Origin of the sequence: Dickeya lacustris, from assembly GCF_029635795.1 — a bacterium.
Lineage (GTDB): Bacteria > Pseudomonadota > Gammaproteobacteria > Enterobacterales > Enterobacteriaceae > Dickeya > Dickeya lacustris.
Genome location: NZ_CP114280.1, coordinates 1,115,902 through 1,128,680, shown reverse-complemented (window position 1 = coordinate 1,128,680; position 12,779 = coordinate 1,115,902). Strand labels below are relative to the sequence as shown.

Genomic DNA, 12,779 nt, shown 5'->3' with positions numbered 1-12,779 from the left:
AGAAAAATGACTATGGTCAGGAGTAAAAGATTATTGCAACCAAATATTATTTTTAAGGAATGCATCTGGGGGTAAAATTACAGCGGTGAAAATTTCATGGGTTATGATAACCGGGGTTTTTATCTATTCGCGTATTCGCACCAGCTGCCATGATGAAAGTGGCGTGCGAAACATTCACATACTGAATGGTTTTTCTGTGCTGTCGGTTTAATGGTATTACAGAAAATGAATCCCCTTTGTTTAAGTACAAAGGGGAAACCGTATTAGATCTCGAAATCAGCCAGCGCTTTACCGCTATCAAGGGCTTCTTTGATAGCTTTCGGTGTACGGCCCTGACCTGTCCATGTCTGTTCATTGCCATTTTCATCAACATACTTATATTTAGCCGGACGCGGAGTACGTTTAGATTTGGCCGGTGTGGACTTCACACTTTCCAGCAATTCTGAAGGATCAATCCCATCTTCCAGTAATTGCGCTCTCAGTGCTTCAATTTTAGCCTGACGTTCTGCATTTTGCTGCTGGGTGCTGGCTTCTTCTTCACGGCGGTCTTCTACAATCGCAGTCAGTTTTTCCAGCATCTCTTCCAATGTCGCCAAATCGATTTCACGAGCCTGGGCACGAAGAGTACGAATGTTATTTAATACCTTAAGAGCTTCAGTCATTGTCAGTCGTCCTGATGTGTATGGTTATAACGCTACATTTATATATTATGATAAATCAAGAAAGTTAGACAGGTATCAATAATTAATGAAATAAGATTTTCACTTCATTCACACTTGTCTGCATTTCTCCACATGCTAAGTCAGCTTATCTGTTGCAAAAGCATCCAGAGACCGTAAACAGTGAGAGAAGCATATAATCGCCGCTCTTCTTTTTTAACACAAGTAGCCAACATTAATAATTCTTGCATAAGATAAAAATCTGTGCGTTAATGCGTCCGTCGGTTTGATATACAGACACCGTTAAAAGCAGTTTACTAAAGCAGTTCTCACTTCTAAGAGTTATCCCTGATACCCCTTCTTTTTGAGCTTCCTCTTTACGTTATGATTTTAATCTGTAACTCAGGCCATATTCGCTAAAGAAATCAATGAGAAGGTTGTAAACATGTCTAATAAAATGACTGGTTTGGTAAAATGGTTTAATGCTGATAAAGGCTTCGGATTTATCTCCCCACTGGATGGTTCTAAAGACGTCTTTGTCCACTTTTCTGCTATTCAAAGTAACGATTACCGTACGCTGAATGAAGGGCAGAAAGTCGAGTTTGCGGTAGAAAGCAGCGCCAAAGGCCCCTGTGCTGCCAATGTCGTTATTCTCTAAAGGATATAACTATTATTTTGAATTCTTATTTTAAATGCCCATGTTGTCAGGGCTCTCAATACAGAACATCCTCCTTTGATGTTTCAGCACAGAATCCATACGGTGCAAAATGTATCTTTTGTAAATCCGTGATGGTGATGACGGCCAGCGCGACACTATTATGCCGTCCCCCTATTACAAAAATGAGCAGACCGAATAGCGCCGTGCTGGGTTGATTTTTTAGTACCGCACAGGTTGATGAAAGACAAAGCACACGCTTTGTCTTTTTTTATTTATTCGTCTATCGGTAATCCCCCCGAAAAACCAGTGCATGCATAAGTAGAATTTTCTCCTAACCTGAATGCAGGGGGATTTCTATGAAACGATCACGTTTTACTGACAGTCAGATCATCACCATTCTCAAACAGGCTGAGGCGGGTACGCCGGTTCCTGAACTGTGCCGGGAGCATGGCATCAGCAGTGCCAGTTTTTATAAATGGCGCTCAAAGTTTGGCGGGATGGATGCTGCACTGATGAGCCGACTGAAAGAGCTTGAAGAAGAAAATCGCCGACTAAAAAAAATGTATGCTGAAGAGCGTCTGAAGGCCGAAATTATTCAGGAAGCGATGGCAAAAAAAGTTTTGAATCCATCAGACCGGAAGCAGATGGCTCTGCATGCAGTTGAACACCGGGGATCAGTATCCGTCTGGCCTGTCAGCTCTTTGTCGTCAGCGAATGTTGCTACCGATACAGGCGCTTACTGAGTCAGGAAAATCAACGGATTGCTGACTGGCTGGTGCGCATCACGGACAGCCAGCGAAACTGGGGCTTCGGCCTGTGTTACCTGTATCTGCGCAACGTGAAAGGCTTTGTCTGGAACCACAAGAGAATTTACCGGATTTACTGCGAACTGTCGCTGAATATGCGGATAAAACCTAAAAAACGGTTGAAACGTGAAAAGCCGGAACCACTGAGGGTCCCCACTGGCAGTAACGAGAGTTGGTCAATGGATTTTATGCATGATCAGTTGTCAGATGGTCGCTCCGTTCGTCTGCTGAATATTATTGATGATTTCAATCGCGAGGCCCTGGCAATAGAGGTCGATTTTTCCCTTCCGGCCAGTCGGGTAGTCAGAACTCTCGAACAACTGATTGAATGGAAAGGGAAACCGGCATCGATTCGATGTGACAACGGACCAGAATATGCAGGTAACACTCTGATAGTATGGGCTGAACGACAAAATATCATCCTCAATTTTATTCAGCCGGGGAAGCCACAACAGAATGCGTATATTGAGCGTTATAACCGGACAGTGCGTTATGACTGGCTGGGGCACTATCTGTTTTATTCGCTGAGTGAGTTACAGGAATACGCCACACAATGGCAATGGTTCTATAATCACGAACGACCGAATATGGCACTGAATGGCTTCACACCAATGCAGCATATTCAGCGCTTATCTGATTCTACTTATCTGCCCGGTTAAAAATGGGGGGATTACCATACCATGGTACTCGCAAAAAAACTCAGGGTAGCGGCAGTGTGTCTGGCGCTGGTGTCGGGTGTGGCGGCGGCTGAGTCGTCGGCTCCCCCGAAACAGGCTTCGCCATTTAAACAGTGGCTGTATTGGTCACAGCCAGACGACTATCTGCGTTACACCAATACCGATCTGACCACGGTCAAACAGGAAAATATCAATGGCTTTGATGTGGTCTGGTGGCGTGACCCGCTAACAGGCAACACCTACCCGCAGATAACCAGTGGATACAACGCCAATACGCGCACTCAGCTTAATAATGTCCTGAACGCCGCGATGTACACCATGCCCAGTAAAAAAGGTTACTGCTCCGAGGATTCAATCGGCAAGGCGACCCATGAGTTTTCACTGATATGGGTCTCGCCGATGGTCATCAGCTACCAAATCAAAGAGGTGTTGGACTGTGGAGCGGAGGGCAAACAGGTGCTGTTCAGCACCCAAAGTATTGCCACCGAGAATGTCAAACCCTTGTCTATTCATGATGTATTGGCCTTACGTGATATTCGGCCCCTGCCGCTGATACGCAACGAATTAGCGGGTTTTGACCAGGAGGTGCATAAGGTTCTGCTACTGAGAGATTGGCTTGAAGAACGGTTCAGTGAGCGTTATCCGCAGTGTGGTTACTTTTTTTATGTCGATGAGGGTAGTCAGTGGAGCGATGATGTGTGGGCACTGACGCCGCAGGGGATCCGCTTTTATCCCACTTCGCAGGTTTACGATTTTCATCTGCGCGCTGTTGATAATGACGATATCAGGAAAACCTGCCGCACTGAGCAGGTCGTGGTGTTGCCGTGGAGCCTGTTACAGGCGAATCCGGGGCCGCTGACCAAGACGGTGATGCCATAACGGTGCGAAACCGTGGTGCTGGCTGTGTTCTCGTTGCGTTATCGTTAAAAATCATGACTAAACAATATGTTATAAATACCAAAGGCGGGGCTGGATGAATGAAAAGTATCACGATAAAAGCACTGATACTGGGGGGGCTTGCCCTGGCGCAGGCGGCGTGGGCCGATGTCTATCGTGGCACAATAGGTAAGGAAAAGGTGGTGATGGAGCTTATCATGGGTGACATGATGGGCGATGGGCGCTTTTTCACCGAACGGGAGCATAAAAGCCGTAGACTGATAATCTGGCCTGATAACTTACGGAACGAAGACACCGAACCGATGGACGATTTTTTGATTGTGGTGCCGGATGTCCCCACCAGGCCTGATGGTGGGGAGAGTTCGTTAAGTGAGGATGAGCTGCTACAGGTTGCACATATGGTGCTGTTAATTAAGCCTGCCGGGCAGCGCCTGCAAGGGGTATGGCGTGAGCCGAATGGCACGCGCCTGCCGGTTGATCTGGTGCGCATCAGCGAGGACGATGTCGCGAGCGATAACGCTGTGCCCGTTATGCAGGGGCTAAAAACAGTCTCGCTGTATGACTACCTGTTATTACCGCATGATATGCCGGAGTTTCTGGGCGAAAAGGACATCGGGCCATACCGTGTCGCCTGGTGGCAGCATCGCGCCACCGGGGTGAAAACCTTTCAACTGGTGAGCGGGTATCCAGCCCAGACGATGGCGGCGCTGAACCAGACGTTGCAACAGCGCTGGTGGCAAACCGTGCTGGGCCCGAAAATCTGCGAGAATAGTGACGGCACGTTGAATCAGCGTATTCAGATAACCCTGTTGTCCGCTTCGTTGGTCAGCTATGTCGAGCAATTACATGATAGTCAGTGTAAAGCCTCTATCACGGCTGAAGCGGGGGCCGCTGAAGCGAGTAAAGAAAACGACAAATTACAGACGCAGGCTATCAGGTCCTACACCCTTTCGACCCGCACCCACAAACCGGTTAGCTTGTCGCAGTTGTTCTCCATCGGCGAGACCAATGCGGCAGGCGAGTATCAACTGCTGTATGCCGATTTTGACCGGGCGTTGCCGAGATGGCTGACGATGCAGTTGCAGGCGTTGTACCACGATAAGCTGGCGGCCTCGCCCGACCCGACGGCCCCTCTGCTGGCAAAAGAGTGGCAGGAGGTGTCGAGGAACTGGTTTGCTACCGAGCAGGGGCTGCGCGTTTACGCCCGTCTGCCATACGATGTGTTTGGCGAGACCGGCCAGATAACCGGCCCGCAATGGACGGTGTTGCCCTGGTCATTTGTAAACAGCCACCCGGCGGTGAATGTGCCGGATGCCGAGCGCAATCTGCCCTGACGATCGCCGCAGCCGGGGGAGACCCGGCTGCGGTACACCCTGATGCCGGTGGCGTGCGGCGCATCACATCCTCGCCGTCAGGCTGTTTCTGCCACGGGCGTTGCGCTACCCGGTATTTATATTCATTAATTCTGCTATAGTGTCGTTCTTCTTTTTTATTCGTTTACTTAACATGAACTTATTAGCGAAAGCAGCCCGAGGGCTGGCATTAACCGTGAGCCTGATGGCGAGTTATAGTCAGGTTGCGCTGGCGGAGACTGACGCGGTAGAAGACGGCATTTTTGGTCAGACACTGTCGGTATCTCATCGGGTCTATGAAGGGCAGATAGCGGGGCAGCCGGTTGTTATCGAGTTGGTGATAGAGGGCTGGGACGTGATGTCCGGGCGCTATTTTTTCCCCTCGGAACGCATTTCCCGCCCTATTCTGATATCGAATGACGGCACGAAAGAGCTGAGTGATGATGCTGAACCTGTCAAACTCAAGCTGGGGCGCTACGCTGACGAGGCAAACGCCGGTGCCGAGCCCATCCTGCTGCTGCGCAGCAATAGCGAGTCTGGCACCTTGTCCGGCGAGTTGCGCGCAGACAAAGGGGCGGTGCAAAAGGTGGTGTTATCGCCACTGGAATGGGATAAGAACACCGCCGGTCAGCCCTCTGCGTTTATGAAAACGCTCCATGAGAGCCTGTACGCTTACGACTGGTTTTTTTATCGTGACGCGGAACCCACCAGGGTTAACCAAACGCAAACAGGCGGTATTACCGTGACGTGGTGGCAAGACCCGGTCAGCCAGTTTTCACTGTTTCAGGTGGAGTCCGGTTACACGCCGGAGCAGCGCGAGCGCGTGAATCGCTATTTGCGCACCGTCTACTGGGATACGCTTTCGCAGATGAGCCTGTGCCGCAGGCAAGACGGGTTGAAAACCCAAATCAATTTGCTGTCAGCCAATGCGATGAGCTACACCCTGACCGGAAAATATCAATGTCAGGGCGATGAGCAAGCGCAGATCAAACTGTTTACCCATACCTTAAGCCTGCGGGAGCATGAGGGGGAGAAAGCCCAGGCAGCATTCGACGAGCTGCGCTTATCCGACGTGCTTTGGATCGATAGTTTGCCGGTGCCGGTTATCAACGATGCGCATGAGAGCGGCGATGATGACGGTGAAGAACAGCTGGAAAATAGTCTCCCCGGCTGGTTAAAAGAGCAGTTTAGCGCACTCTATCCGGCCAAAATGACCAAAGGCGCGCCGGGTGCCTGTGATTACACCGAGACGGAAACCTGGTCGCACAAACGCTGGTTTCCTCTTGGCAGCGCCGGGCGCTGGGCGGTGATGCGCTGGTCGCTGACGCCACAGGGCATTTTGTTTAAACCAATCAAACCTGATGGCAGCGGCGTGTGTGATAACGAAGACTGGTCGGTGCTGCCCTGGCGTGTGGTGAACCGCTATCCCGGTCGTATTCAATATCTGTCATTGCCTTAATGAAAGGCTCTGGCGCGGCTTTCTCGCACCTGTGTGCGGAGCAGCCATGAGGCGGATGCCAGCGTGGGCTGGCAGGTTGGGCCGTGGTGTTGCGGTGGCGGCCTTTGTCAGGCGAGCCTTTACGGGCAGTGCCTTTGCATTTTTTATTTACTGACTGAACATGACACGATTTCACACACTCACAGCACGCTGGGCGGCGGGTATCGGGCTTTTGGTGGGCTGTTTTTTCACCGCCTCGGCGGTTGCCGACAAGCCTGCCCCTTCGTCACAGGCTTCCCCTTTCCGGCAGTGGCTCTATTGGTCAGATACCAAGGCGTATGAAAAAGCGACCGGCGCGGATTTGAGCGTAGTCAGGCAGGAGACGCGCAATGGTTTTGGCATTAGCTGGTGGCGCGAGCCGAAAAGCGGGGTGACGTATCCGCAAATCACCAGCGGATACACCGCCAATACGCGCACTCAGCTTAATAATGTCCTGAATGCCGCGATGCACACCATGTTATTCGAGAAAAAAGGCGACTGCTCCGAGGGGGCAACCGGAAAGGCGAGCCATGAATTGTCACTGATATGGGTTTCGCCGAAGGTCATCAGCTACCAAATCAAAGCGGTGTTGGACTGCGGGGCGGAAGGCAAACAGGTACTGTTCAGCACCCGTAACATTGCCACCGAGACGGTGAAACGCTTGTCGATTGATGACGTGCTGCTCGTGCGTGATATTCCTGCCTCAGCACTGCTACGTAACCAATTGATTGAGATAGACCACCGTGTCCCCGCACTCACACACTGGCTTCAACAGCAGTTCCAGGCCCGCTATTCGCAGTGTAGCTATTTTTTTGACAGCGGAGAGGAGGAGGAGTTTGTTGTGTGGAGCGATGATGTGTGGGCGCTGACGCCGCAGGGTATCCGCTTTTATCCCGCCTTGCAGGATTCCGGTTTTCATCTGCGTGCTACCGATAAAGATGATGTCGAGCAAACGTGCCGTAGTGAGGAGGCCGTGGTGTTGCCGTGGAGCCTGTTACAGGCCAATCCGGGGCCGCTGACCAAGACGGTGATGCCATAACGGCGGGAAGCCGTGACGATGGCTGCGGTCATCAGTGCATTACCGTTAAAAACCATGACTAAACAATACGTTATAAATACCAATGGCGGGGCTGGATGAATGAAAGGTATCACGATAAAAGCACTGATACTGGGGGGGCTTGCCCTGGCGCAGGCGGCGTGGGCCGATGTCTATCGTGGCACAATAGGCAAGGAAAAGGTGGTGATGGAGCTTATCACCGGTGACATGATGGCCACCGGGCGCTTTTTCACCGAACGGGAGCATAAAGACCGTAAGCTGAGAGCCTGGGTTGATTTTGTGTCTGTTGGGGATACCGAGAAGACCCTTGAGTCGCTGGTTATCGTACCCGATGTGCAGGATAAGCGCGGTGAGTCAGTGAGTTCGTTCAGTGGTGACGAGCTGAGTAAAATGACGAATATGGTGCTGTTGCCTAATGATGCCGAGCAGCGCCTGAAAGGCGTGTGGCGTGAGCCGAACGGCACGCGCCTGCCGGTTAATCTGGTACGCATCAGCCAGAACGATGTCGCGAGCGATAGCGCCTTACCCATCATGCGCGGGCTGAAGGATGTTTCGCTGTATGACTACCTGTTATTGCAGGCGGAGCCGCCGGAGTTTTTGGGCGAAAGGGACATGGGGGAATACCGTATCGCCTGGTGGCAGAACCGCACCACCAGGGTGAAAACCTTTCAACTGGTGAGCGGGTATCCTGCCGAGAAGATGGTGGCGCTGAACCAGACGTTACAGCAGCGCTGGTGGAAAACTGTGCTGAATCAACAGGTGTGTGTGGATAACGGCGGCACCCTGATACAACGCATCCAGATAACCTTGTTGTCTGCCTCGCTGGTCAGTTATGTCGAACAGGTACACCACAGTGATTGTGGGGCCACCATCGCGTATGACGATGTGCCTGCTGCGTTCAGAGACGATCAACAAAAAGAGCAAGTGTTTATCGTCAGGCCCTACACCCTTTCCACGCGCACCGGCAAACCGGTCAACTTGTCGCAGTTGTTCTCCATCGGTGAGACCAATGCGGCAGGCGAGTATCAACTGCTGTATGCCGATTTTGACCGGGCGTTGCCGAAATGGCTGATGGGCCAGTTGCAAGCGTTGAACCGCGACGCGCTGGCGGCATTGCCTTATCCTGCCGATTTTTCACCTGAACGATGGTCTGGGGTGTCGGATAACTGGTTCGCCACGGCTCAGGGGCTGCGTTTCTATGCTAATCCTGACGACGGGCTGTTTGGCAACATTACCCATCTCACCCACTATCAATGGGCGGTGTTGCCCTGGTCATTTGTGAACAGTCATCCGGCCGCGAATGTGCCGGATGCCGAGCGCAATCTGCCCTGACGCCCGCCGCAGCCGGGGAAGACCCGGCTGCGGTACGCCCTGATGCCGGTGTCGGATGCTACGTAGTCAATCATCGTCGCTACGGCGTTTCCGGCCCGGAGTATTCTGCCAGGCCGTAGGCATACTCATTAATTCTGTTATAGTGTCGCTCTTCTTTCTTATTCGTTTACTTAACATGAACTTATTCGCGAAAGCAGCCCGAGGGCTGGCACTGGTTTTGAGCCTGATGGTTCTCGACAGTCAGGCGGCGATCCCCGTAGATCACTTTTTATATGAAGGGAAAATCGATGACAAACCCATCATCATGGAGATAAACAAATGGGTAGATAGTTTTTATTCTGGGCGTTATTTTTTCCCTGCAGAGCATCGTTCCAGACCCATTTTTGATGCCACTCCTGCCGGTAGCGATAATGATACGATGACCGGATTCAAGCTTATCCATGATGCGGGTGAAGGGGGCGAGAAAACCGAGCAGATACTGACGATTACCGAATGGACTGATAATGGGTTGATTGCCGAATATCGGGATAAGAGCGGCGCACCGATAAAGGTGGTGTTATCAGAGATTGAGCGAGCGCCGAGTGATGAAACGATGTCCCGCGCCTCGCCGTTTATGCAAGTGCTGTATCTGAATGAGCAACAGATCGCTCGTGCCTCACCGTTTATGCAAACCCTCCATCAACATCTGTATGACTACGACAGGCTTTTTTATCAAAATGCCGAGCCGATAAAGGTTAAAACCGAGGAGATAGCAGGTATCACCGTGTCATGGTGGCAAGACCCTGTGACCCGGTTTTCACTGTTTCAGGTGGAATCCGGCTACCCGCCAGAGCAACGCGATAAACTGAATGCGTCTTTGCGACTCGCTTACTGGGAGACGCTGCGCATGATGAGCTTCTGTTATGTGCCGCCAGGGCAGACGCTACAAACCAAAATCACCTTACTGTCGCCCCATGCCATGAGCTTTATCCTGAGCGGGAAATACCAGTGTAACGACGATAAGCTGCCGAAACTGAAAATGTATCCCTACACGCTTTATACCGCCATGCCTCAAGGCAGTAGTTCGATGAATACGGCGACTTTGGCATATGAGGATGAGCTGCGCCTGTCCGATCTTCTGTGGGTTGATAAATTGCCCGTGCCGATAAAATTAGATGACGCTGAGTATTATGAATATGATCGGGATTCTAGCGGTGAGTATGAATTAAAACAGCAGCTTCCCGGGTGGTTAATCGCACAATTCACCACACTGTATCCGGCCAAAATGACCAAAGGCGCACCGGGTGAGTGTGATTATACCGCCACTGAAACCTGGTCTAACGACGGCATCTATGGCAGCTACTCGTCGAAAAACCTCAACATGTACTGGTCACTTACCCCGCAGGGGATTTTGTTTAAACCGATCAGGCCGGACAACAGCGGGGTGTGTAACGACGAGGACTGGTCAGTGCTGCCCTGGAATGTGGTGAACAGCCACCCGGGTCGTATTCAATATTTGATGCTGCCCTAAGGCATCAAAACCCGTTAACACCATGTAATTCCATTTTATAAAAATAAAGACAGAGGTTGGCGAATGAAAGGGAGTGTGCTGAAGGCTCTGGTACTCGGGCTGCTGGCTCTGGCACAGAGTGTGTGGGCTGAGGTGTATCGCGGCACCATCGGGAAGGATAACGTTGTCATGGAGATTAACCGGCTCAATGGCAGGATGAGCGGGCGCTTTTTTAACGACAACGAGCATCAAAACCGAGAGCTGACGGTTTGGGGCAAGACGTTAACCCTTGATGAGGGCAACAGCCATGACCTGCTGATTGTGCTGCCAGAGAAAACGGGCAATGCGTTAAGTGATAACGAATTGAACCAGCGGGCGCATATGGTGCTGTTGGTGAACACAGATGAGGCTAACGCGCGCCTGCAAGGAGTATGGCGTCAGCCGGATGGCAGGCGTATGCCCGTCTCGCTGGTGCCGGTGACGCGAGAGGAGCTGGCCGGTGGCCGCATTGCGCCAATGACTCAGGGGTTGCTGGAGTCATCGGTGTATGACTATCTGCTCTTGCAGGATAATCGGGCCGAGTTTCTGGGGGAAAGAGACATGTGGGGCTACCGTGTGGCCTGGTGGCAGCACCATGACACGGAGGTCAAAACCTTTCAACTGGTAGGGGGATGATCCGGCACAGAGTATGGCGGCGATAAACCGCGCGTTACAGCAGCAGTGGTGGCAGACGATACAGTATTATAAGGTGTGCGGTAAGAATAGTGACCCTATCGTGCCGCGCCTGCAGATAACGCAGATGACAGCATCGCGAATCAGTTATGTCGTTAAAATCCCCGCGCTGATAGGCAAGACGCAGCAAGCGATAGAGATGTGCAAAAAAATCTACCCCGATAAGGATGTGCCGGAGCCGATATTGAGGACAGAAGAGACTTATAGCGAGTTTACTCCTGATTTGGATTCAGTGCTCCGTTGGCACGCCTTCTCACCCCTGAGCGGTAAAGCGGTGAATATCCAACAGGAGGAGCGTGAGCGCCCCTAAACATGGCACCGCGTATCGGTACTTTTTTCAGGTTTATTGCGCGAGCAGGTTATCGAGCGAGCAAAATATTAAGCGAAATCGTGTATGAGCGAGAGCGTATCCACCTTATGAAATACTTTCATGTTATTGCCTGTGTCCTGACGATGGGGCTGGCGGGGGCGGCGCAGGCCGCTCCGGTGTTGTACAGCGGCACGCAAGGGAGCTCGCCGCTGGTGCTTGAGCTGGATATCCAGCCCGACGGACGGGTAGAAAGCCGTTACTTTGTGTTGCCTGAACGCCTCACCCACCACCTGAATGGTAAACGTAACAAACAGGGCAAGATAACGCTGGATACCAATGTCGATGACATCGGCAGCGGTGATGACGAGTCGGATGCGGTTGAAAACGCCCTCGTGATGACATTGCAGGCCGGTGAGAATCAGAACCTGAAAGGGGAGTTGCGTCAGGGCTCACAGGCTGCCATACCGGTGGCGCTTACGCCTGTCAGCGCGCCTGACCCGGCGACGCTGTCACCGTTTATGCGCTCGCTGGCCGGCCTCTCGCTCTATGATTACCTGTTCCATAAAGAAGTGGAGCCGGTGGTGGTGAAACAGGACAGTTTCAATGGTTATAACCTAACGTGGTGGCGTGACCCCGGTACGTCACTCACCGTCTTCCAGTTGACCTCAGGCTACCCGGCTGAACGTCTTGATGCGTTGAATGCGACGCTGCGTGATAATTTCTGGCGCGCGGTGTTGGATATTGTCCCGCAGTGCGAAAATTCGCAGGATGTTCTGAACATTACCTTATTGTCAGATAACGCCATCAGCTATGTGGCCTCCGGGTTGCGAAGCTGCCTCGGCGCGGCGCATCCCTATCTTGATGTCTCGCCCCGAACACTGCGCGTCAGCGATGCCTCGAATGTGCCGTCACTCGCTGACCTGCTCTGGGTGGCTGACGGGCCGATACCGGATAAAGACGCCATCCCGGATAGCTACTTACAAGACACGTTACCCAACTGGCTGATGGCGCAATTCACCCGGCTCTACCCGCAACAGATGAAAGCGGCGCAGGAAGCGCAGCCGGGCAACCATACCGCACCTGATGCCAGCAACAGTCGCGATGACAGCGCCGATGACAGTGCCGATGAGAATAACGAGACCTCCGAATGCGATTACAGCACGGCGGATGTCTGGGCAGGAGCCGCCTGGAGCCTGACGCCAAAAGGTATCGCCTTTCATACCCTCACACCGAATCTGTTAGCGCGCTGTCAGGGCTCTGGCTGGGAAGTGCTGCCGTGGGACGTGGTGAAGCAGCACCCCGGGAGGCTGAAGGACATGCCGCTGCCTTAATA

At 52.1% G+C, this 12,779-nt stretch carries 13 protein-coding genes; 12 read left to right on the top strand and 1 reads right to left on the bottom strand.

Translation table 11 applies throughout. From position 1 onward, the window contains the following. Window positions 1-263: 263 nt before the first annotated feature. Window positions 264-662: an H-NS family histone-like protein gene (locus tag O1Q98_RS05065; RefSeq protein ID WP_125258120.1), complete on the bottom strand. Its 399-nt coding sequence runs from the start codon at window positions 660-662 to the stop codon at window positions 264-266. 442 nt (window positions 663-1,104) lie between these two features. Between O1Q98_RS05065 and cspE the strand changes: the two genes are divergently transcribed. From cspE to O1Q98_RS05005, 12 genes are all read left to right on the top strand, one after another. After that, window positions 1,105-1,317 carry a transcription antiterminator/RNA stability regulator CspE gene (gene cspE / locus O1Q98_RS05060; RefSeq protein ID WP_125258121.1) on the top strand — a complete coding sequence of 71 codons (213 nt, stop codon included), beginning with the start codon at window positions 1,105-1,107 and terminating at the stop codon, window positions 1,315-1,317. Window positions 1,318-1,328: 11 nt separating this feature from the next. Continuing rightward, window positions 1,329-1,532 (top strand): cold shock small protein YmcF, encoded by a 204-nt coding sequence (gene ymcF, locus O1Q98_RS05055; protein WP_240632701.1) that lies wholly within the window; start codon window positions 1,329-1,331, stop codon window positions 1,530-1,532. A 141-nt stretch (window positions 1,533-1,673) separates the two neighbouring features. After that, a protein-coding gene (locus tag O1Q98_RS05050; protein ID WP_423201725.1) for an IS3-like element ISKpn20 family transposase occupies window positions 1,674-2,782 on the top strand; the annotation gives its coding sequence in 2 pieces (ribosomal slippage) (window positions 1,674-1,989 and window positions 1,989-2,782; 1,110 coding nt in all). A 21-nt stretch (window positions 2,783-2,803) separates the two neighbouring features. Continuing rightward, window positions 2,804-3,679 (top strand): hypothetical protein, encoded by an 876-nt coding sequence (locus tag O1Q98_RS05045; RefSeq protein WP_125260053.1) that lies wholly within the window; start codon window positions 2,804-2,806, stop codon window positions 3,677-3,679. A gap of 98 nt (window positions 3,680-3,777) precedes the next feature. Further along, the gene (locus tag O1Q98_RS05040; protein WP_125260052.1) at window positions 3,778-5,031 is read left to right on the top strand and encodes a hypothetical protein; all 1,254 of its coding nucleotides are present in this window, start codon (window positions 3,778-3,780) and stop codon (window positions 5,029-5,031) included. Window positions 5,032-5,203: 172 nt separating this feature from the next. After that, entirely contained in the window at window positions 5,204-6,508 is a 1,305-nt protein-coding gene (locus tag O1Q98_RS05035; RefSeq protein ID WP_125260051.1) for a hypothetical protein, read from the top strand. A 160-nt stretch (window positions 6,509-6,668) separates the two neighbouring features. After that, window positions 6,669-7,565, top strand: coding sequence for a hypothetical protein (locus tag O1Q98_RS05030; RefSeq protein WP_125260050.1), 897 nt, complete (start codon window positions 6,669-6,671; stop codon window positions 7,563-7,565). Window positions 7,566-7,664: 99 nt separating this feature from the next. Next, entirely contained in the window at window positions 7,665-8,915 is a 1,251-nt protein-coding gene (locus tag O1Q98_RS05025; RefSeq protein WP_125260049.1) for a hypothetical protein, read from the top strand. Between the two features lie 175 nt (window positions 8,916-9,090). Next, window positions 9,091-10,425 (top strand): hypothetical protein, encoded by a 1,335-nt coding sequence (locus O1Q98_RS05020; RefSeq protein WP_125260048.1) that lies wholly within the window; start codon window positions 9,091-9,093, stop codon window positions 10,423-10,425. Window positions 10,426-10,488: 63 nt separating this feature from the next. Continuing rightward, window positions 10,489-11,079: a hypothetical protein gene (locus tag O1Q98_RS05015; RefSeq protein WP_278143096.1), complete on the top strand. Its 591-nt coding sequence runs from the start codon at window positions 10,489-10,491 to the stop codon at window positions 11,077-11,079. Between the two features lie 13 nt (window positions 11,080-11,092). Beyond that, complete coding sequence (locus tag O1Q98_RS05010; RefSeq protein WP_278143094.1) at window positions 11,093-11,446, top strand: hypothetical protein; 354 nt, start codon at window positions 11,093-11,095, stop codon at window positions 11,444-11,446. 107 nt (window positions 11,447-11,553) lie between these two features. Next, window positions 11,554-12,777 (top strand): hypothetical protein, encoded by a 1,224-nt coding sequence (locus tag O1Q98_RS05005; RefSeq protein WP_125260046.1) that lies wholly within the window; start codon window positions 11,554-11,556, stop codon window positions 12,775-12,777. Window positions 12,778-12,779: the final 2 nt, after the last annotated feature.